This is a genomic window from Pseudazoarcus pumilus (assembly GCF_002872475.1).
Taxonomy (GTDB): Bacteria; Pseudomonadota; Gammaproteobacteria; order Burkholderiales; family Rhodocyclaceae; genus Pseudazoarcus; species Pseudazoarcus pumilus.
Genome location: NZ_CP025682.1, coordinates 2,088,815 through 2,109,151, shown reverse-complemented (window position 1 = coordinate 2,109,151; position 20,337 = coordinate 2,088,815). Strand labels below are relative to the sequence as shown.

Sequence of the window (20,337 nt, the reverse complement as noted above, 5' to 3'; positions counted from 1 at the left end):
CACCAGACAAAAAGCCCGGCCGACGGCCGGGCTTTTTTCTGCGTGAAATCGGTCTCAGCCCTGGTCGGCGTTGCCCAGCGCGGTGGTGTTGAAGCCGCCGTCGACGTACATGATCTCGCCGGTGACGCCACTGGCCAGATCCGAGCACAGGAAGGCGGCGGCATTGCCGACTTCCTCGATGGTGACGTTGCGGCGCAGCGGGGCGTTGCGCTCGTTGAACGAGAGCAGTTTGCCGAAGCTGCCGATGCCCGAGGCAGCGAGGGTCTTGATCGGTCCGGCCGAGACGGCGTTGACGCGCGTGCCTTCAGGGCCCAAGGTGACGGCCATGTAACGCACTGCCGCCTCCAGGCTGGCCTTGGCCATGCCCATGATGTTGTAGTTGGGCATGGTGCGCACCGCGCCCAGATACGACAGGGTCAGCAGCGCACCGTTGCGCCCGCGCATCAGCGGCCGCGCGCCCTTGGCGAGGATCGGGAAGCTGCCCGCGCTGACTTCCTGCGACAGACGGAAGGCCTCGCGCGAGAAGCCGTCGAGAAAGTCGCCTTCGAGTGCGTCGGTGGGTGCGTAGGCGATCGAATGCACGAGACCGTCGAGACCGCCCCAGGCCTGCTGCAAGCCGTCGAACAGCGCTTCGACCTGCGCATCGTCCTGCACGTCGAGCGGGAACAACAGCATGCTGTCGAACTCCGACGCGAGCTTGGCGACGCGATCCTTGAAGCGCTCGTTCTGGAAGGTGAAGGCCAGTTCGGCGCCCTCGCGGTGCATCGCACGTGCGATGCCATAGGCGATCGAGCGATTACTCAGCAGGCCCGTGATGAGGATCTTTTTGCCGGCGAGAAAACCCATGGTTCGCATGGCTCCTTGATTACGATCGGCGGATTATAGCCGAAGGCCCGCCACGCTCCGCAGCTTGGCGCGGCCAACTGACGACAGGATGAACGAATGCAGTCATTGAAATTCGACAACCGCTTCGTGCGCGAACTGCCCGGCGATGCCGATGGCTCGCCGCAGGTTCGCCAGGTGTTCGGTGCGTGCTTCTCGCCCGTGTTGCCCACCCCGGTGGCCGCACCGCGACTGCTGGCGTGGTCGCGCGAGGTCGCCGAGGCGCTCGATCTGACGCCCGAGGACGTGCGCTCGCCCGAGTTCGCGGCAGTCTTCGGCGGCAATGCGCTGCTCGAGGGCATGCAGCCCTACGCCGCATGCTACGGCGGCCACCAGTTCGGCAACTGGGCGGGCCAGCTCGGCGACGGGCGCGCCATCACGCTGGGCGAGGCGGTCAATGCACGCGGTGAGCGCTGGGAACTGCAGTTGAAGGGGGCGGGGCCGACGCCGTATTCGCGCAGCGCCGATGGCCGCGCCGTGTTGCGCTCTTCGATTCGCGAATTCCTGTGCAGCGAGGCCATGCATCACCTGGGCGTGCCGACCACGCGCGCACTGTGCCTGGTCGGTACCGGCGAGCGCGTGGTGCGCGACATGTTCTACGACGGCAATGCGCGCGCCGAGCCGGGCGCGGTGGTGTGCCGTGTCGCGCCGTCCTTCATCCGTTTCGGCAATTTCGAGATCTTCGCCGCACGTGGCGAGACCGACGTGCTCGAGCGTCTCGTCGATTTCACCATCTCACGCGATTTTCCGTGGATCGAAGGCGAGCCGGTCGAGCGACGCCGACAGTGGTTCGTCGAGGTGTGCGAGCGCACCGCGGTGATGGTCGCGCACTGGATGCGCGTGGGCTTCGTGCATGGCGTCATGAACACCGACAACATGTCGGTGCTCGGGCTGACCATCGACTATGGCCCCTACGGCTGGATCGACAACTACGACCCGAACTGGACGCCCAACACCACCGACGCCGGATCGCGCCGTTACCGCTTCGGCGCGCAGGCGCAGATCGCCCACTGGAATCTGGCCTGCCTGGCCAATGCGATCCATCCGGTCATCGGCGAGGTCGAACCGCTCAAGCACGGTCTGGCGCGCTTTGCCGATACGTTCGTCGCCGAGAACGCTCGTATGTGGGCCGAAAAGCTCGGCCTGCAGCGGCTCACCGCCGAGGACAGCGCGGCCATCGACCGCTTGCAGGGCCTCCTCGCGCGCGGCGAGGTCGACATGACGATCTTCTTCCGCGAACTGGCGTGCCTGGACATCGGCGCGCCGACGGTCGGAGTCGTGCGCGAAGCCTTCTACACGGACGAGGGCTTCGAGCGTCACGGCGAAGCGCTGGGCGAGTGGCTGGAGGAATACGCCGCGCGCGTGCGCGAGGAAGACATGCCGATCGAGGCGCGCGTGGCGCGCATGAATGCGGCGAATCCGCGCTTCGTGCTGCGCAACTATCTGGCGCAGGAAGCCATCGATGCGGCCGAGCAAGGCGACATGGGGCCGACCGAGGAATTGCTCGACGTGATGCGCCGCCCCTACGACGAGCAGCCGGGCCGCGAGCACTACGCCGCCAGACGCCCGGACTGGGCGCGCCAAAAGGCCGGGTGTTCGATGCTCTCGTGCAGTTCCTGACGACGCTCCGGTTCTTGCAATGAGCGCATGTCAGGCGCTTTTTCCCCGAGAATCAGCCGAAGGGCCTCACTCCGAACAGCACGACGTGCAGATGGCGCGCGAACAGGAACCACATCACGAGGCCGACGACCACGGCGATCAGGTCGCGGGTCCAGTGGCCGGGTACGCGTGTCACGCCCTCGGCGCGATCGAGCCGGCGCGAGGCCGAGAAGCCCATGGCGGCCCACACCAGGAAACTGCCGAAGAGCAGCACGTCGCCGAGCGTGCCGTTGGCGATCACATGGGCCAGCGCCCACAGCTTGGTGGCGGCGAGCATCGGGTGGCCGATGCGCGCACGCATGCAGGTGCCCGGCACATAGGTCGCGGCCAGCAGCACGAAGGCGGGCAGCGTCAGCAGGGCGGCCAGGTGCCGCGTCCACAGCGGCGGCGACCACAGATGCACCGGGTTCATGTGGGTGTCGCTATAGCCGAGCACGATCAGCACCAGGCCGACCACCGAGACGCCCGCGTAGATCAGCCGCCAGTTCGACGGGCCGAACCGATAGACGTATCGCTCGCGCATTTGCGGCGCGAGCATGCGCACCGAGTGCATTCCGAGGAACAGCCAAAGGCCGAGGATCAGCAGGATCATGGGTTCGGTCTCCGATGGAGGGCGTGGTGCGCGCGCGGCATCACACCTTGACGCGCATCAGCCGCGCCTTGTCGCGTTCCCAGTCGCGCTGCTTTTCGGTCTCGCGCTTGTCGAACTGCTTCTTGCCCTTGGCCAGGCCGATGGTGGCCTTGATCCGCCCCTTCGAGAAGTGCAGGTCGAGCGGCACCAGGGCGTAGCCGGCACGCTCGACCTTGCCGATGAGCTTGTCGATCTCGCGCGCATGCAGCAGCAGCTTGCGCGTGCGCGTCGGGTCCGGCTTGACGTGGGTCGAGGCCGAGGCCAGCGGCGTGATGTGCATGCCGAGCAGGAAGATCTCGCCGCCGCGCACGACGACGTAAGCTTCCTTGATGTTGGCGCGCCCGGCGCGGATGCCCTTGACCTCCCAGCCCTCGAGGACCATGCCGGCTTCGAAGCGCTCCTCGATGAAGTAGTCGTGGAAGGCCTTGCGGTTGTCGATGATGCTCATGGGCTGCTTTCGGTGGTGGCGTCGGTGCTTGCGGTAGAATCGATGATCTTAACAGTTCGCCCGCAGCCGCGCCCCGTTCATGGCCGAAGTCAGCAAGACCGTTCTGATCGAATTCACGCCCGAGCAGATGTTCGAACTCGTCGACCGATGCGAAGACTATCCGCAGTTCCTGCCGTGGTGTGGCGGGGCCGAGGTGCACGAGCGCGACGAGGAGCGCACGGTGGCGACGGTGCGTGTCAATTATCATGGCCTCAAGACCCACTTCACCACCGAGAATCTCAAGACGCGACCGACCGAGATGCATCTGCGCCTGCGCGACGGCCCGTTCCGGCATCTCGAGGGCGGCTGGTTCTTCAAGCCGCTGGGCGATACGGCGTGCAAGATCGAGTTCCGCCTGCACTACGAGTTCGAGCACAAGCTCTTCGAGAAGGCTTTCGGCCCGGTGTTCAGCCACATCGCCAACACCTTCGTCGATTCCTTCGTCAAGCGTGCTGCGCAGGTCTATCAGGGAGAGACGCGATGAGCGACGTGATCAACGTGGAGGTCGCCTACGCGCTGCCGCACAGTCACGAGATCGTCAAGCTCGTGCTGCCGCAGTGTTCGACCGTCGGGGATGCGGTCAAGGCCTCGGGGCTGCTCGAGAAGCATCCCGAGATCGATCTGGACGGTGCCAACAAGGTCGGCATCTACGCCAAGCTCACCAAACCCGATGCCGAATTGCGTGATCGGGACCGGGTCGAGATCTACCGCCCGCTCATCGCCGACCCCAAGGCCGTGCGCAAGAAGCGCGCCGAGGAAGGCAAGGCGATGAAGAAGGGCGGCGGCGAAGCCGACGCGGGCTGAGGCGCGCGCTCAGCGTCCGCTGCAGTTGGCGTCGATGAATTCGCGCATGCGCGAGATCTCCTGCGCGCGCGCCGCGTCATCGAGCACCTCACGTTCGCCCTTTTCGTTGAAGCGCGCGATGCGTTGCCCGCCTTCGAGCGCGGTGAGCTGATTGCGCGCCCGCTGGCAGTTCTCCGCCAGCATCTGTTCGCGCTCACGCTCGGCCGCGGCCTGGGCCTTCGCTGCTTGCGCCTTTTCGCGTTCGGCACGCATGGCTTCGGCCGCCTCGGCGGCGCTGGGTTGAGTCGTGGCGGATTCCTGCGGTGCTGCAGGTGGCGGCGCGGTCGCGGCCTGCGCATCGTCGCTCGTCTCGTCTTCGACGGACGCTTCGTCGGTGATTTCGGCCGCTGCGGGTGCCCGAGCGGGGCCGCCGCGCATCTGGGTGGCGGTGACGCCCGGCGGGGGCTGGTCGCCGAAATGCAGCCGGCCGTCGGCGTCGCGCCATTTGTAGACCTGCGCGTGTGCGGTGGCAGCAATGAGGGCGCCAAAAGCGAGGACGAGAGCGGGTTTGAGCATGCAGTTCTCCATGGCCAATCCGCCGCTCCGGCAGGCCTTGCGGCTCACACGCGGGCGGGGCGGGTCTGTATAATAGGGTTTTGGCCGAAAGGAAAAAAGCCATGCGCGTGATCCAGAAGGCGCTGACGTTCGACGACGTCCTTCTCGTACCCGCCCATTCGAGTGTCCTGCCGCGCGACGTGAGCCTCGCGACGCAACTCACTCGCAACATCCGCATCAACATCCCGCTGGTCTCGGCCGCGATGGATACCGTCACCGAATCGCGTCTGGCGATCGCACTGGCGCAGGAAGGCGGCGTCGGCATCATCCACAAGAATCTGCCCGTCAAGGGGCAGGCAGCGGAAGTGGCGCGCGTCAAGCGCCATGAGAGCGGGATCCTGAAGGATCCGATCTGCATTCCGCCGACGATGAGCGTGCGCGACGTCGTCGCGCTCACGCGTCAGCACAAGTTCTCCGGTCTGCCGGTGATCGAGGGCAAGCGTGTCGTGGGCATCGTCACCAACCGCGACCTGCGCTTCGAGAGCAACCTCGATCAGCCCGTGTCGGCGATCATGACGCCGGCCGATCGCATGGTCACGGTCAAGGAGGGGGCGAGCCTGGACGAGGCGCGCCACCTGATGCACAAGCACCGCCTTGAGCGCGTGCTCGTGATCAACGACGACTGGGAGCTGCGCGGCCTGATCACCGTCAAGGACATGCTCAAGTCCACCGAACACCCGTTTGCGGCCAAGGACGAACTTGGCCGCCTGCGCGTGGGCGCGGCCATCGGCGTCGGCGCAGGCACCGAGGAGCGCGCCGAGGCGCTGGTCGAGGCGGGCGCCGACGTCATCGTCGTCGACACCGCCCACGGTCATGCCCAGGGCGTGCTCGAGCGAGTGCGCTGGGTCAAGAAGAACTTCCCCCACGTCGAAGTCGTCGGCGGAAACATCGCCACCGCGTCGGCCGCGCTGGCACTGGTCGATTCGGGTGCGGATGCGGTCAAGGTCGGCATCGGCCCGGGCTCGATCTGCACCACGCGCATCATCGCCGGCGTGGGCATGCCGCAGGTCTCGGCCATCGACAATGTCGCCACAGCCCTGGCCGGCACCGGCGTGCCGATGATCGCCGACGGCGGCATACGCTTCTCGGGCGACATCGCCAAGGCGATCGCCGCCGGGGCCAATACGGTGATGTTGGGCGGCCTGTTCGGCGGTACCGAGGAGGCGCCCGGCGAGACGGTGCTCTATCAGGGGCGCTCGTACAAGTCCTATCGCGGCATGGGCTCCCTGGGTGCGATGCAGCAGGGCGCGGCCGACCGCTACTTCCAGGATCCGTCGGCCAACGCCGACAAGCTCGTGCCCGAAGGCATCGAGGGGCGCGTGCCCTACAAGGGCTCGGTCACGGCCGTGATTCACCAGCTTGTCGGCGGTCTGCGCGCGTCGATGGGCTATGTCGGCTGCAATGACATCGAAGAGATGCACACCCGCTCCGAGTTCGTCCAGATCACCGCCGCGGGCGTGCGCGAGTCGCATGTGCACGACGTGCAGATCACCAAGGAAGCACCGAACTACCATATCGATTGACGCGCACTGGGCGTCGTCCGGGCGGCTTCGGCCGCCTTTCTTCTTTCCGAGTACCCGCATGTCCCACCAAAAGATCCTGATCCTCGACTTCGGCTCCCAGGTCACCCAGCTCATTGCACGCCGCGTGCGCGAGCAGCAGGTGTATTGCGAGCTGCATCCGTTCGACGTCTCCGACGAGTTCGTGCGCGAGTTCGCGCCGGCCGGGGTGATCCTGTCGGGCGGGCCGAATTCGGTCTACGAGGCGCTCGACTGGAAGGCACCGCAGGCGGTGTTCGAACTCGGCGTTCCGGTGCTGGGCATCTGCTACGGCATGCAGACCATGGCCGGACAGCTCGGCGGCAAGGTCGAGAGCGCAGACAAGCGCGAGTTCGGCTACGCCGAGATGCGCGCGCGCGGTCATTCGAAGCTGTTCGAGGGCATTCAGGATCGGACCAACGATGCCGGACACGGCCTGCTCGACGTGTGGATGAGTCACGGCGACAAGGTCATCGAGCTGCCCCCCGGTTTCAAGGTCATCGGCAGCAACGAGTCGACGCCGATCGCCGCGATGGCCGACGAGGCGCGCGGCTTCTACGGCGTGCAGTTCCACCCGGAGGTCACGCACACCCTGCAGGGCAAGGCGATGATCGCGCGCTTCGTGCACGACATCTGCGGCTGCGGGCGTGACTGGAACATGCCGGATTATGTCTCCGAGGCGGTCGAGCGTATCCGCGCCGAGGTCGGCGACGAGGAAGTCATCCTCGGCCTGTCGGGCGGTGTCGATTCGTCGGTGGCGGCCGCGCTGATCCATCGCGCGATCGGCGACCAGCTCACCTGCGTGTTCGTCGACAACGGCCTGTTGCGGCTCAACGAGGCCGAGCAGGTGATGGAGACCTTCGGGCGCTCGCTCGGCGTGCGTGTGATCCACGTCGACGCGGCCGACACCTTCATGGGCCATCTCGAGGGCGTCTCCGACCCCGAGGCCAAGCGCAAGATTATCGGCCGCGAATTCGTCGAAGTCTTCCAGGATCAGGCCGCGAAGCTGCCCAACGCCAAGTGGCTCGCCCAGGGCACGATCTACCCCGATGTGATCGAGTCGGCCGGCAGCAAGACCAAGAAGGCCCATACCATCAAGAGCCACCACAACGTCGGCGGCCTGCCTGAGACACTGAATCTGAAGCTGCTCGAGCCGCTGCGCGAGCTGTTCAAGGACGAGGTGCGCGAACTGGGCATCGCGCTGGGCCTGCCGCACGACATGGTCTATCGCCACCCCTTCCCCGGCCCGGGTCTGGGCGTGCGCATTCTCGGCGAAGTGAAGCCCGAGTACGCCGACATCCTGCGCCAGGCCGATGCGATCTTCATCGACGAACTGCGCGCGGCCGACTGGTACGACAAGACCAGTCAGGCCTTCGCGGTGTTCCTGCCGGTCAAGAGCGTCGGCGTGATGGGCGACGGACGCACCTACGACTACGTCGTCGCGCTACGCGCCGTGCAGACCCAGGACTTCATGACCGCTCACTGGGCCGAATTGCCGCACAGCCTGCTGGGCCGCGTGAGCAACCGCATCATCAACGAGGTGCGCGGCGTCAATCGCGTGGTCTACGACATCTCCGGCAAGCCACCCGCGACCATCGAGTGGGAATGATTCCGCGTCTGGCACAGCCAGGCACCTGATGGCATGAAATGCCGCTAAGCCCGCGTAATTGCGGGCTTTTTTTTGTTTGTGTTTGGCACGATCTGGCAACGGGAGGAAGCGCCAAGCACCGTTTGAGCATGGCATTAAAGCTGGTATTATGGTTTGGCGATGCCATGATTGATGCCGATACCATGCTGCGTTCTTTTGTGTGTTCATGGTATTAATATTCTATAAGTTACTGTTTCGTAAGAAAAAATACGATAAATTCGAGATTTTTTCAGCATGGTATCGGAGACGAAGAAGGACAAGGTACATGCTGACCGATACCAAGCTGCGCAATCTCAAGCCCAGGGACAAACTCTACAAAGTGAATGACCGGGAAGGTCTCTATGTGGCAGTGACTCCAGCCGGCTCCATCTCGTTCCGTTACAACTACTCAATCAACGGTCGGCAGGAGACCATCACCTTTGGGCGTTATGGTGTCGGTGGCATCACCCTGGCCGAAGCCCGCGAGCTGTTGGGTGACGCCAAGAAGATGGTTGCGGCGGGCAAGTCGCCGGCCAAGGAGAAAGCCCGAGACAAGGCGCGGGTGAAAGATGCAGAGACGTTCGGTGCCTGGGCGGAGAAGTGGCTGCGTGGCTACCAGATGGCCGACTCCACCCGCGATATGCGCCGCTCGGTTTATGAGCGTGAGCTGAAGCCGAAATTCAGCAATCAGAAGCTGGTGGAGATCACCCACGAAGACTTGCGGGCGCTGGCTGATGCCATTGTTGAGCGAGGCGCACCGGCCACCGCCGTTCATGTGCGTGAAATCGTGTTGCAGGTATTTCGCTGGGCCATCGAGCGTGGGCAGAAGGTCGAAAACCCGGCAGAACTGGTGCGCCCAACAAGCATCGCTCGATTCGAGCCACGTGACCGAGCGTTGACGCCAGAAGAAATTGGGCTGATGTACCAGTACATGGAGCGAGTGGGCACAAGCCCAACAAACCGTGCGGCGGCCAAGCTGTTATTGCTGACGATGGTGCGCAAGAGCGAGCTGACCAATGCGACCTGGAGCGAGATCAATTTCAGCGAAGCGTTGTGGACGATTCCAAAGGAGCGGATGAAACGCCGTAACCCGCACCTGGTATTTCTGTCCCAGCAGGCTCTGGATATTTTCATTGCCATGAAAACCTTTGCCGGTGGTTCCGACTTCGTTTTGCCATCACGGTACGACTCGGATGCGCCGATGAGCGCTGCCACACTTAACCAGGTGCTGACGCTGACTTACAAGGCGGCGCAGAAAGATGGGAAGTCACTTACCAAGTTCGGACCGCATGATTTGCGGCGCACAGCCAGCACGCTGTTGCATGAGGCCGGCTACAACACCGACTGGATCGAGAAGTGCCTGGCGCACGAGCAGAAGGGCGTGAGGGCTGTCTACAACAAGGCTGAGTACCGCGAGCAGCGGGCGGCGATGTTGCAGGATTGGGCCGATATGATTGATGAGTGGACTTCGGGAGGCAGTAAGGGTTGATGTTTTTGCTATCTTTGATAGCATTGAAGTTGATGCCGTGAATTTATAAATAAGGCCGCCATTGGCATCGGGCAGGTCAATTACCGATTAGCTGCTTCGCGCAGCTACTCGATGAATAGCAACTATTCATTTGAGAGGTATTGACCCATGCAAAATATAAAGACCCTCATCAACAGGAAGAAGCTCCTGGAGATGATCCCGCTTTCGACACGAACAATTTATAACCTGGAGCAGCGAGGGGATTTTCCACGCCGTATCGCGTTAACCAGTAGAAATGTCGCCTGGGATTTGTCAGAGGTCGAAGAGTGGATTGAGGCACGTAAATCATCGGGTGATCAAGCTGCGCGACCTGGCCCTATAGAGGGCTAGTTATATGGCTCTTGATCTTATGGCGGCTTTCACGGAATTGCCGCCACCCATTGATTATGTTCTGCCTAATATGGTTGCTGGCACTGTTGGTGCTCTTGTGTCGCCTGATGGGGCTGGTAAATCCATGTTGGCCCTTCAATTGGCTGCACAGATTGCAGGCGGGCCTGATTTACTTGAAATAGGCGAGTTTCCCACCGGGCAAGTGGTCTATCTGCCTGCTGAAGATCCACCGGCCGCTATTCACCATCGTCTGCACGCCCTTGGGGCACACCTCAGCGCAGCGGAACGGCAAGCCGTGGCTGATGGTTTGCTCATTGAACCCTTGATCGGTAAATGCCCAAACATCATGGCTGCTAGCTGGTTCGATGCTCTCAAACGAGCCGCTGAAGGTCGTCGCTTGATGATCTTGGACACTTTGCGGCGCTTCCACATTGAGGAGGAGAACGCTAGCGGGCCGATGGCGCAGGTTGTTGGGCACATGGAGGCCATAGCCGCTGATACAGGCTGCTCCATTGTGTTTCTGCACCACGCGAGTAAAAGCGCAGCCATGATGGGGTCGGGCGATCAACAGCAGGCCAGTCGTGGATCGTCCGTACTGGTTGATAACATCCGTTGGCAATCGTACCTATCCGGCATGACGCAAGGCGAGGCCGAGATACTGGGGGTCGATGATTGTCAGCGTGGGTATTTTGTCCGCTTTGGCGTCAGCAAGGCCAACTATGGCGCACCTTTTCAAGAACTCTGGTTTAGACGGCACGACGGCGGCGTGTTGAAGCCTGCTGTACTGGAGCGGCAGTGCAAGGTGAAAAGGAGACAGCGTGAAGAAGCCTAAGCATGACCTGACCCACGTCCGACATGATCCCGCGCACTGTTTGGCACCTGGCCTGTTCCGCAGCCTCAAGCGTGGCGATCGCAAACGCTGCAAGCTGGACGTGACCTACACCTTTGGCGAGGACGAATCCATGCGTTTCGTCGGATGCGAACCTCTCGGGGCCGATGATATGCGTCTTTTGCAAGGCATCGTGGCCCTTGGCGGCCCGAACGGCATCTTGCTAACCCCGGAACCGACCAGTGAGACGGGGCGACAGCTACGGCTATTCCTTGAACCCCGTTTCGAAGCCATTGAGCAAGACGGCTTGGTGGTTCGTGAGAGCCTGACCAAACTGCTCTCAGAAACGGGCATGACGGATAGCGGCGACAACATCAAGGCGCTCAAAGCCAGCCTGCTGCGCATGTCGAACGTCACCATCCTTGTGACGAAGGGACGGCGGCAAGCCGCGTTCCACCTGATGAGTCATGCTTTTGACGAGACGGACGGCAGGCTATGGGTTGCCCTGAATCCGCGTATTGCCGAAGCGATCCTGGGGCATCGTCCATATGCCCGTATCGACATGGCGGAAGTGCGGGTGCTACAGACTGATCCGGCACGGCTGATGCACCAACGGCTATGCGGCTGGATCGACCCCGGCAAATCCGGGCGCGTGGAACTGGACACGCTTTGCGGCTATGTCTGGCCAGATGAAGCCAATGCCGAAGCTATGAAAAAACGCCGTCAGACTGCCCGGAAGGCACTGGCCGAACTTGCCGCCGTGGGTTGGGTAGTGAACGAATACGCCAAGGGAAAATGGGAGATCAAGAGGCCTGGCCCCACGGCAACTGCACCCGTTTACCGTCGTAACGTTCCCTTGTTACCGTCGTAACGCTCCCCTTCTGCCGTCGTAACGTTCCCCGTCCCAATTTGGAAAACCCAGACGGTGCGCTGCTTTGCGGGCAGTTTGGGAAATCCATCCAAGATTATCTAAAGATAATCCATCATGCGCGGTGCAGCTCGCGCCTTGAGGGCGCGTTCTGACCTTGCCAATAAAGCCCTGGCGGGCTTTATCAATCGGCCATAGGCCGATGGTTTAACGCCAAGAAGAGAAGGCGGCTTCAGTGGCCGCTGAAACGCCTTGTGAGAGGGGAAAACAACCCGGAGTCCCTTATTCCATGAGCTGAAGCAGAATCTGCGTCTAACGGTGCTGGAGGGCCGCTGTGTGCACTTGTAGTTATCTGTACTGAAACCTTGGCTCGAAACGTGAAATGGCTAAGCAGTGCCCATTCGTTCGGTAAGAATAATAAGAAGATTATTATTCTTATTATTACCAAGCAGGAATGAGCCGTGTGTGTTGGACGCCCATAACCAGTAACCTGCGTGAAGGTGTCAACATCAGGAAAGGTTGCCCCTCAAGTATCAATACGTCGCCTTAGTGGTATGACGGGAGGGGAGGCAAATTTCTTGTGTTCATTGACACTTGAGGGGCGGGTTATGCCCTTCTTTTTTGGCGTCCAACTCGCCCCATCGGGGCGAATGGTTTGTGTCGATTGTTGGCATTTTAGGTTCCGATTTAAAGCCGATTGAGCAGCGATTTTGAAGCGACTATGTCGATTGCAGGCCGATTTGGTGACGATTACGGTTATGTTGCCAAGAATCGGTGTTTGTTTGACGATAAAACGCTTTACGTTCGATATGCGCTAGATTTTCAATAGTGGGTGAAATGCGGGCAGGATGGGTGAAGTTAGCTAACCGGCAAGCCGGTTATCTATCTTCACTGTCCCTTATTCGCGCCGGGGGCACTCAACGGGAATCCTGCCCTGCGGGGCTGATCGGCTACCGCCGGTTGCAAGAGTATAGGTCTTGCTATTTTTAATATCTTTGATAGCATGGTTGTCGGGTACACCAAAAGGGTATTGATATGGCAAATGTGCTTATCAGGAATTTACCCGCCGAGGTGCACCGTGCGTTGAAAGTTCGAGCAGCGCTCAACGATAGGAGCACCGACGCGGAAATACGCGAAATACTGACGGCGGCAGTACAGCCGCTAGAGCTTGAAGAGATTGGCCGGGAAGTTGGCTTGTCCGAAAGCGATAAAAAAACAGAGTAGTTTTACGTTTGTAAGTCCGGGCCTCAGCGCCAAGGGCAATACCGATCAGCTAGTGGCGTAGCTCTTCGATGAAACGTTGCCGAGAACAAGCACAACGCTTGGTCAAGGCAATGCCTTCTTTTCATCGACGGAGTACGACCATGAAGTCCAAAATTTTAGCGGCTAAAAAAACCGCTCTAGCCGTTGCACTCGCAACCGGCTTTATCACCACTACCACCGCCCCTGTGCAAGCTGGTATCCCCGTCATCGACGGCGGCAACCTGGCCCAGAACATCATGACGGCCATCGAGTCGGTGGCGCAGACGCTCAAGCAGATTGAGCAGTACCAGACCCAGTTGCAGCAGTACGAAAATCAGCTCCAGAACACGATGGCCCCAGCCGCGTATATCTGGGATCAGGCGCAGACTACGATCAACCGGCTGATTGCCGCGCAAAACACGCTGGCCTATTACGAGAACCAGCTAGGCAGCCTGGATCGTTACCTGGCCAAGTTTCAGGACGTGGCCTATTACCGCAGCTCGCCATGCTTCAACGGCAGCGGCGGATGCACGCCGGCCGAAAAGGCAGCGATGGAAGAGAACCGCCGCCTGGCGTCAGAGTCGCAAAAGAAGGCCAACGATGCCCTGTTCCAGACCGTTGCCGACCAGCAAAAGGCTTTGAAGGATGACGCCCGTACCCTGGAGCGGCTGCAAGGCGCGGCCCAGGGTGCAACTGGCCAGCTACAGGCCATCGGCTACGCCAACCAGCTCGCCAGCCAGCAGGCCAATCAGCTCTTGCAGATTCGCACCATGTTGACCGCCCAACACAACGCGGAGGCAGCCCGGATTGCAGCAGAACTCGATGCCGAGGCGCGAGGTGATGCCAGGGCCGAGCAAATGCGTACCTGGACGTTTCGCCCGAGTCCGGCAGACAACTACTAGGGAGGCGGTGAGATGAAAAAAATCTTTTTTACTACCGCGGCTACGTTGCTGTTGTTGGCTGGATGTGAACAGGAAAGGATGCCCGAACCAAATGCGGCGACGTGTGCCCCCGATGCGTTCCAGGCAGCACTGAATGAAATGCGCAGCGAAGCGAACCGAGAGGCCTTTACCGAGGAATGCAGAGCATTCCAGAAGGCCAAGCAGATGCGTCAGTGGGAGTTCAAGCCCAGCCCTAAAGATGATTATTGAGGTGGTCGCCATGAGAAAGAAAATTGCTCTAGGTGGCTTGATGATGGTCGCCACAATGGTGCTGGCTGAACCTGCAATGGCGCAGGAGCTAAGTAGCAGCGGTGTTATGAATGATGTGCTCAAGCGTTTTCATGATGCTGCCGCAACATGGGGGCCAGCTATTGAGTCCGCTGCATCGCGTTTGTTCTGGACGCTGGTTGTGATTTCGATGGTCTGGACATTCGGCATGATGGCTTTGCGCAAGGCCGACATTGGCGAGTTCTTCGCGGAGTTCGTTCGCTTCACGATCTTCACCGGCTTTTTCTGGTGGTTGCTGACGAATGCGAACCAGGGCATGAATATCGCCGGTACGATTGTTCAGTCATTGCAAACTCTGGGCGCGCAGGCGGGGGGACTTTCCAATAGCAATCTTGGGCCCTCCAGCATCCTTGATCTTGGTTTCGAGTTATACAACCGCACAGTACAGGCCACCTCGGAGCTGGGATGGCGGCAGATGGCAACTGCTCTGGTCATGGAGCTAATGGCCCTGGCTGTTTTGTTTGTCCTGGCGTTGATTGCGGTCAACCTGTTGCTGTTGCTCGCATCAGCCTGGATTCTGTTGTATGCCGGTGTGTTCTTCCTTGGCTTTGGTGGAAGTCGTTGGACTTCCGACATGGCGATCAATTACTACAAGACCGTGCTGGGCCTGGCCGCACAGCTTATGGCAATGGTGCTTCTGGTTGCGATTGGCAAAGAGTTCATCAATCACTACTACACGCAAATCAGCGAGAACATGGCATCCCAGGAACTGGCCGTGATGTTGGTTATATCGGTCATCTTGCTTTTCTTGGTCAACAAAGTTCCGCCGATGATTTCTGGTCTTGTGTCTGGTGGTGGTATTGGCGCAGCCGGTGGAATTGGAAACTTCGGTGCGGGTGCGGCAGTTGGGGCGGCGGTGACGGCGGCCAGTATGGCAACTGGCGGCGCTGCCCTGGCAGGTAAAGCGGTTATGGGTGCCGCAGCCGGTGCAGCCGGAGGTGCAAGTGCACTCCAAGCGGCTTTTCAGAAAGCATCAGCGAGTATGGAAACCGGCGGTGACATGTCCAGCATGGGGTCAGTTGTCAGCAGTGGCGGAAACGGTGGTGGTGAAGCGGGTACTGCTGGCAGTAGCCCATTCGCCCAAGCGGCTGGCTTTGGTGACAGCGGCAGTAGCTCAAGCGGTGGCGGCTTTGCCAAGGCCGCGAAGCTGGCCACAGGCACGGCCTCCGAGTTAGCCAAGGGTGTCGGCTCTCAAGTGAAGCAGGGATTCCAGGAGCGAGTGAGCGAAACCACAGGCGGAAAACTGGCTGCTTCGATACGCGAAAGCATGGAGCCGAAAGAAGCAAGCCAATCTGGCCAGTTCGAGGGCAATAGCTTGGGCGCCGATTCTGGCCCAGATAGTAACGAAGTCAGGAGTTAGCACGATGACGACATCAACATACATGGCCGCATTGGCGGCCCTGGATGAAGCGCCAAGGGAAGAAGTCAGCCAGGTATTTATTTCGCCGCTGGGTGATCAATCGACCGAGGTCGATGCAGAGACAGAAACAGCCGCTTTTGTATCACGGCCAGACCCTATGAGAGAGAGCGAAACTAAGCCGATAAGTATTGAGGTTAATGGCGGCAGGAATGAGCGGTCAGCATTCGCGGAGGCGGCGGGGCTGTACCTGTAGGCGCACCGGGCTGGCCACAACCAGCCCGGCACTTTCAATCAACACCTACTGGAGAGGTGAATTATGACAACACAACATATTATCGAACCAGGGCAAGCAGTGCATCAAGCAGCGGCTATTCTTTCTTCTTTGGAGTACATCAACCAAGCGGAAGCGCGGAGCCTTGGGCCATTGGCCGAAGCCGTCGCTAATGCTTTTATGGTGGTGTACTACCAAGCTGAAACGGGCCGGGCGACACAGGCTGATTTTCAAGAAGCAATGAACGCCTTGCGCCAAGCGTGCAGCTAATGACGAAAGGGCGGCCACTCGAACTGGCCGCCTTTTTCAATCTTCACTGTTTGGCCATTCCCGACCCACAGACGGCGCATCCATCCATTCGCGTTCCTCCGGCGGCAGCGGGTAAGCCCCGGATGCTTCCGCGTCGGCCAGTAGTTCGGCCAGTGTGTAGCGCACCCGACCAGTGGAAACGGCGCGGGCCGGGTCGGCCTTCTCATGCAGCCTGTTCTCTAGGTTCTTTGGGTCTGTCATCGGGCGACCTCAGCAAGCATGGATACTAGGTGTTCCAGGTCAGTGATCGAATGCGCCAGGAAGCGGCCGGCGCGGCAATCTGCAATCATTTCCTCAGTTTTTTCCTACTCATGTTCAACCTCGTTCGTACCAGCTCTTCGAGCGATTCACCACGCGCACGACCAGCAGCATCACCGGCACTTCGACCAGGACGCCGACCACGGTTGCCAATGCAGCGCCGGAGTGCAGACCGAACAAGCTGATGGCGGCCGCCACGGCCAGCTCGAAGAAGTTGCTGGCACCGATCAGGGCCGAAGGACAGGCGACAGAGTGCTTTTCCCCCGCCCGCTTGTTCAGCCAGTAGGCTAACCCGGAATTGAAGAACACTTGAATCAAGATCGGCACGGCTAGCATGGCGATCACTAACGGCTGCCGGATGATGGCCTCGCCCTGGAAGGCGAACAGTAGAACCAACGTCAGCAGCAGCGCGGCCATCGACCACGGCCCGATCTTCTGCATGGCCCGTTCAAAGGCGGCCTGTCCTTGCTTGAGCAGATGCCGCCGCAAGAGCTGCGCCAGGATCACCGGCACGATGATGTAGAGCACGACCGAAATCAGCAGCGTGTCCCAAGGCACCGAGATCGAGGACATGCCCAGCAGCAGGCCGACGATGGGCGCGAAGGCCACGATCATGATGGCGTCGTTCAGAGCCACTTGCGAGAGCGTGAAAAGCGGGTCGCCGTTGGTAAGGCGGCTCCACACGAACACCATTGCCGTGCAGGGCGCGGCGGCCAGCAAGATCAAGCCCGCGATGTAGCTGTCCAGTTGATCGGCCGGCAGGAACGGAGCGAACACTTGTCGGATGAACAGCCACCCCAGCAGGGCCATCGAGAATGGCTTGACGGCCCAATTCACGAACAGCGTGACGCCGATGCCGCGCCAATGCTCTTTGACCTGGTGCAGCGCCCCGAAGTCGATCTTGACCAGCATCGGGACGATCATTACCCAAATCAGCAGGCCCACCGGCAAATTGACCTGGGCCACTTCCATGCGGCCTATGGCCTGGAACACGTCAGGAAGGCCCTGGCCGAGCGCAACACCGGCGACGATGCACAGGGCCACCCACAGCGTCAGGTAACGCTCGAAGCCGCTCATCGGGGCCTGGCGCGGCTTCGCGGCGATGGCCTGTGCGCCGGCGCTCATGCTTCCTGCTCGGTCTTGCCGATGTTCGCCAGCTCGCGCTTGATGGCCGTCTGGTCAAGCATTTTGAGAGGCAGATTCACGAACAGGCGGACGCGGTTCATCATGTGCCGGAAGGTTTGTTCGAAGGCCCGGCGCTTCTCGGCGTCAGTGCCTTCGACGGCGGCCGGATCTTCAAATCCCCAATGCGCCGAGATCGGCTGACCAGGCCACACCGGACACATTTCGCCGGCGGCGTTGTCGCAGACGGTGATGATGAAGTCCATCTTCGGTGCGTCGGGCGTGGCGTACTCGTCCCAGCTCTTGCTGCGCAGATTCTCGGTCGGGTAATTCACCGACTCCACCTTTTCGACGGCGAAGGGATTGACCTTGCCGGTTGGGTGACTGCCGGCGCTGTAGGCGCGGAAGCGCCCTTGCCCCATCGTGTTGATGAGAGCTTCGGCCATGATGCTGCGCGCCGAATTGCCGGTGCAGAGGATGAGGACGTTATAGATTCTTTCGGTCATGATGTTTCGCTTTCTGGTAGTGGCTGGGGAGCAATGGCGATGGATGAAAGATCGGTGGCCTCGTCGATGACGTGGCCGGCCGCTTTCCGTTCGGAATAGCGGTCTGTCAGTGCTTCACGGTGCGGCCGTACCAGCGCCGTGAAGCGCACCAGTTCTTCCATCACATCGGCTATTCGGTCGTAGTACGGCGAGGGCTTCATGCGGCCCGCCGCGTCGAACTCTTGGAACGCTTTGGCGATACTCGACTGGTTCGGAATGGTGAACATTCGCATCCAGCGGCCGAGCAGACGCAAGGTGTTCACGGCGTTGAAGCTCTGCGAGCCGCCGGATACCTGCATCACGGCCAGGGTGCGGCCTTGGGTCGGCCGGATGCCGGCCATTTCAAGCGGCAGATGGTCAATCTGCGCCTTCATGACACTGGTAATCTGACCGTGGCGTTCCGGGCTGCACCAGACTTGTCCCTCTGACCACTCGGACAGGGCGCGCAGCTCCTTGACGGCCGGGTGATCGTCGCTTTGCACTTGATCGGGCAACGGCAAATCGGACGGGTCGAAGATGCGTGTTTCTGCGCCAAAGAATTGCAGCAGCCGGGCCGCTTCCTCGACGGCCAGCCGTGAGAACGAGCGGGCGCGCAGCGAGCCATACAGCAGCAGGATACGCACCGGCGGGGCGTCGGGTGCCAGCCCGAGCGCCGGGCGCTCGATGGCAAAGGATTTGTCCAAAGCGGGCAAAGAATCGGGGTCGGAAAGATGGCGAAGTCTCATGCCAACACCTTCCCGGCTTCCGTGGTGCAAGACAGGTTGCACACCTGGCCGCCGCAGCAGTTTTCCGTGAGAAAGGCCACCAGGTTAGTGGCCGTCGAAAAGTTCGCCTCGTAGATCACAAATCGGCCTTCTTGCCGCGACGTGACCATGCCGGCGTGTGCCAGCTCTTTCAGGTGGAAGGATAGCGAAGACGGCGGGATGCCGGCCGCTTCGCTGATTTTTCCGGCGGCCATGCCGGCGGGGCCGGCCTGGACGAGAAGCCGGAACACCGCGAGGCGCGATTCTTGAGCGATGGCCGCCAGGGCGGCTACAGCATTTATCGTTTCCATGTTTCAATAATAGTCGAAATATGGAGTGTGCTCAATAGCTCATTTAAGCTGTAAAAATGAGCTAGGCGCATTTAGATCGATATGTGATAAATTGGCCTGCCAGTTTAAGATGGGTGCATTTGAGTATGCCCAAAGGAGCCCGCAAGTATGCGCAGGACGAAGCCAGTAGCCGCGCCGATGGTGGCGCGGGTCTATCTGCGCGTCAGCACCGACGCGCAGGACTTGGAACGCCAAGAGGCGATCACTACGGCCGCGAAGGCCGCCGGCTACTACGTCGCCGGCATCTACCGTGAGAAGGCATCCGGCGCACGCGCCGACCGGCCTGAGCTGCTGCGCATGATCGGCGACCTACAGCCCGGCGAGGTGGTCATTGCCGAGAAGATCGACCGCATCAGCCGCCTACCTTTGCCCGAGGCCGAGCGCCTGGTGGCCTCGATACAGGCCAAAGGCGCACGCCTGGCCGTCCCTGGCGTGGTCGATCTATCCGACCTGGCGGCCGAGGCCCAGGGCGTCGCCAAGATCGTGCTGGAAGCCGTGCAGATCATGCTTTTTCGCCTGGCCTTGCAGATGGCCCGCGACGACTACGAGGACAGGCGCGAACGCCAGCGCCAAGGCATTGAGTTGGCCCGCCAGGCCGGGCGGTACAAGGGCCGCCGTGCTGATCCGAAGCGCCGCGCCCAAGTTGTCGCGCTGCGCAAGTCCGGCTACAGCATCAACAAGACCGCCGAGCTGGCCGGGTACAGTGCGGCCCAGGTGAAACGGATATGGGCCGAGGTCAGCCAGGCCGAAGCGAAGCAGCACGGCGCGTTCGTGGAGGACGCATTGACGGAAGCCGATGCCCTGGCCGCTGTCGGCCAGGATGAGCGCCAGGAGGAAAGGGCATGAAGAAGCCGAACCAAGACGACGAGCCGTTTTTCATCACCGAGGAGATTGCGGCCGAAATGATCGCCGGCGGCTATGAGTTCGAGCTGCCGCCCATTCCTTGCACCATCCGCCTACGCGACGTGCTGGAGCGCATGACCGATGCTGAGCTAGCATTGCAGCCGGGCGAGATCGCCGACCAGGAGCGTGAACGCTGCCGGCGCAAGCCGTGTTCAACCTCATGATCTGGTCATGGTATTTTTCATGGCACTGAGCCTGATAGTTCTTGCAAATTGTTGTCACTAAAGG

Annotated in this window: 25 protein-coding genes and 1 pseudogene; 17 read left to right on the top strand and 9 right to left on the bottom strand. The window is 61.0% G+C overall.

Annotation, left to right across the window (positions count from 1 at the left end):
• Positions 1–54 precede the first annotated feature (54 nt).
• Positions 55–846: an enoyl-ACP reductase FabI gene (locus tag C0099_RS10200; RefSeq protein WP_102247315.1), complete on the bottom strand. Its 792-nt coding sequence runs from the start codon at positions 844–846 to the stop codon at positions 55–57.
• A gap of 96 nt (positions 847–942) precedes the next feature.
• On the opposite strand from C0099_RS10200, the gene C0099_RS10195 reads away from it, so the two are divergent.
• On the top strand, positions 943–2,502 hold the full coding sequence (locus tag C0099_RS10195; RefSeq protein ID WP_102247314.1) for a protein adenylyltransferase SelO: 1,560 nt from the start codon (positions 943–945) through the stop codon (positions 2,500–2,502).
• A gap of 52 nt (positions 2,503–2,554) precedes the next feature.
• Here C0099_RS10195 and C0099_RS10190 read toward each other — a convergent pair whose 3' ends face one another.
• Together C0099_RS10190 and smpB are read right to left on the bottom strand one after the other, a co-directional pair.
• Positions 2,555–3,133: an NnrU family protein gene (locus C0099_RS10190; protein ID WP_102247313.1), complete on the bottom strand. Its 579-nt coding sequence runs from the start codon at positions 3,131–3,133 to the stop codon at positions 2,555–2,557.
• 40 nt (positions 3,134–3,173) lie between these two features.
• Positions 3,174–3,629 (bottom strand): annotated as a pseudogene (gene smpB / locus C0099_RS10185) (SsrA-binding protein SmpB); the annotation flags it as partial.
• Between the two features lie 70 nt (positions 3,630–3,699).
• On the opposite strand from smpB, the gene C0099_RS10180 reads away from it, so the two are divergent.
• A complete protein-coding gene (locus C0099_RS10180; RefSeq protein WP_102247311.1) occupies positions 3,700–4,143 on the top strand; it encodes a type II toxin-antitoxin system RatA family toxin in 444 nt (147 codons plus the stop codon).
• On the top strand, positions 4,140–4,463 hold the full coding sequence (locus tag C0099_RS10175) for an RnfH family protein (protein ID WP_102247310.1): 324 nt from the start codon (positions 4,140–4,142) through the stop codon (positions 4,461–4,463). The genes C0099_RS10180 and C0099_RS10175 overlap by 4 nt, the downstream gene beginning before the upstream one ends.
• 9 nt (positions 4,464–4,472) lie before the next feature.
• On the opposite strand, the gene C0099_RS10170 is transcribed toward C0099_RS10175, so the two are convergent.
• Positions 4,473–5,018 carry a DUF4124 domain-containing protein gene (locus C0099_RS10170; RefSeq protein ID WP_102248469.1) on the bottom strand — a complete coding sequence of 182 codons (546 nt, stop codon included), beginning with the start codon at positions 5,016–5,018 and terminating at the stop codon, positions 4,473–4,475.
• A gap of 101 nt (positions 5,019–5,119) precedes the next feature.
• Here C0099_RS10170 and guaB point away from each other — a divergent pair, with 101 nt between their 5' ends.
• From guaB to C0099_RS10110, 12 genes are all read left to right on the top strand, one after another.
• Positions 5,120–6,580: an IMP dehydrogenase gene (gene guaB / locus C0099_RS10165; RefSeq protein ID WP_102247309.1), complete on the top strand. Its 1,461-nt coding sequence runs from the start codon at positions 5,120–5,122 to the stop codon at positions 6,578–6,580.
• 58 nt (positions 6,581–6,638) lie between these two features.
• Positions 6,639–8,204: a glutamine-hydrolyzing GMP synthase gene (guaA, locus tag C0099_RS10160; RefSeq protein WP_102247308.1), complete on the top strand. Its 1,566-nt coding sequence runs from the start codon at positions 6,639–6,641 to the stop codon at positions 8,202–8,204.
• A gap of 304 nt (positions 8,205–8,508) precedes the next feature.
• Positions 8,509–9,711, top strand: a complete 1,203-nt coding sequence (locus tag C0099_RS10155) for a tyrosine-type recombinase/integrase (protein WP_000954590.1) — start codon at positions 8,509–8,511, stop codon at positions 9,709–9,711.
• 147 nt (positions 9,712–9,858) lie between these two features.
• Entirely contained in the window at positions 9,859–10,080 is a 222-nt protein-coding gene (locus C0099_RS10150; RefSeq protein ID WP_001179606.1) for a helix-turn-helix transcriptional regulator, read from the top strand.
• A gap of 4 nt (positions 10,081–10,084) precedes the next feature.
• Positions 10,085–10,912 carry a helicase RepA family protein gene (locus C0099_RS10145; RefSeq protein WP_102247307.1) on the top strand — a complete coding sequence of 276 codons (828 nt, stop codon included), beginning with the start codon at positions 10,085–10,087 and terminating at the stop codon, positions 10,910–10,912.
• Positions 10,899–11,780 (top strand): replication protein C, IncQ-type, encoded by an 882-nt coding sequence (repC, locus tag C0099_RS10140; RefSeq protein WP_102247306.1) that lies wholly within the window; start codon positions 10,899–10,901, stop codon positions 11,778–11,780. Before C0099_RS10145 ends, repC begins: the two co-directional genes overlap by 14 nt.
• A 1,032-nt stretch (positions 11,781–12,812) precedes the next feature.
• On the top strand, positions 12,813–13,001 hold the full coding sequence (locus C0099_RS16195) for a FitA-like ribbon-helix-helix domain-containing protein (protein WP_000024442.1): 189 nt from the start codon (positions 12,813–12,815) through the stop codon (positions 12,999–13,001).
• Positions 13,002–13,141: 140 nt separating this feature from the next.
• A complete protein-coding gene (gene trbJ, locus C0099_RS10130) occupies positions 13,142–13,921 on the top strand; it encodes a P-type conjugative transfer protein TrbJ (protein WP_000836966.1) in 780 nt (259 codons plus the stop codon).
• Between the two features lie 12 nt (positions 13,922–13,933).
• The gene (gene trbK / locus C0099_RS10125) at positions 13,934–14,170 is read left to right on the top strand and encodes an entry exclusion lipoprotein TrbK (RefSeq protein ID WP_000718002.1); all 237 of its coding nucleotides are present in this window, start codon (positions 13,934–13,936) and stop codon (positions 14,168–14,170) included.
• Positions 14,171–14,180: 10 nt separating this feature from the next.
• Positions 14,181–15,608, top strand: coding sequence for a P-type conjugative transfer protein TrbL (trbL, locus tag C0099_RS10120; protein ID WP_001405816.1), 1,428 nt, complete (start codon positions 14,181–14,183; stop codon positions 15,606–15,608).
• Positions 15,609–15,612: 4 nt separating this feature from the next.
• The gene (locus tag C0099_RS10115) at positions 15,613–15,861 is read left to right on the top strand and encodes a hypothetical protein (protein WP_000213809.1); all 249 of its coding nucleotides are present in this window, start codon (positions 15,613–15,615) and stop codon (positions 15,859–15,861) included.
• A 63-nt stretch (positions 15,862–15,924) separates the two neighbouring features.
• Entirely contained in the window at positions 15,925–16,149 is a 225-nt protein-coding gene (locus tag C0099_RS10110; RefSeq protein WP_000211355.1) for a type I toxin-antitoxin system ptaRNA1 family toxin, read from the top strand.
• 36 nt (positions 16,150–16,185) lie between these two features.
• On the opposite strand, the gene C0099_RS10105 is transcribed toward C0099_RS10110, so the two are convergent.
• The 5 genes from C0099_RS10105 to C0099_RS10085 form a co-directional block, all read right to left on the bottom strand.
• Positions 16,186–16,389: a hypothetical protein gene (locus C0099_RS10105; RefSeq protein WP_000131871.1), complete on the bottom strand. Its 204-nt coding sequence runs from the start codon at positions 16,387–16,389 to the stop codon at positions 16,186–16,188.
• 114 nt (positions 16,390–16,503) lie between these two features.
• Positions 16,504–17,571, bottom strand: coding sequence for an ACR3 family arsenite efflux transporter (gene arsB / locus C0099_RS10100; RefSeq protein ID WP_001272375.1), 1,068 nt, complete (start codon positions 17,569–17,571; stop codon positions 16,504–16,506).
• Complete coding sequence (locus C0099_RS10095; RefSeq protein ID WP_000140066.1) at positions 17,568–18,074, bottom strand: arsenate reductase ArsC; 507 nt, start codon at positions 18,072–18,074, stop codon at positions 17,568–17,570. The genes arsB and C0099_RS10095 overlap by 4 nt, the downstream gene beginning before the upstream one ends.
• Entirely contained in the window at positions 18,071–18,838 is a 768-nt protein-coding gene (arsH, locus tag C0099_RS10090) for an arsenical resistance protein ArsH (RefSeq protein ID WP_001239389.1), read from the bottom strand. Before arsH ends, C0099_RS10095 begins: the two co-directional genes overlap by 4 nt.
• A complete protein-coding gene (locus C0099_RS10085) occupies positions 18,835–19,167 on the bottom strand; it encodes an ArsR/SmtB family transcription factor (RefSeq protein ID WP_000447876.1) in 333 nt (110 codons plus the stop codon). The genes arsH and C0099_RS10085 overlap by 4 nt, the downstream gene beginning before the upstream one ends.
• A gap of 147 nt (positions 19,168–19,314) precedes the next feature.
• On the opposite strand from C0099_RS10085, the gene C0099_RS10080 reads away from it, so the two are divergent.
• Both C0099_RS10080 and C0099_RS10075 read left to right on the top strand, forming a co-directional pair.
• Complete coding sequence (locus C0099_RS10080) at positions 19,315–20,052, top strand: recombinase family protein (protein WP_001366550.1); 738 nt, start codon at positions 19,315–19,317, stop codon at positions 20,050–20,052.
• Positions 20,049–20,273, top strand: a complete 225-nt coding sequence (locus C0099_RS10075; RefSeq protein WP_000743213.1) for a hypothetical protein — start codon at positions 20,049–20,051, stop codon at positions 20,271–20,273. The genes C0099_RS10080 and C0099_RS10075 overlap by 4 nt, the downstream gene beginning before the upstream one ends.
• Positions 20,274–20,337 lie beyond the last annotated feature (64 nt).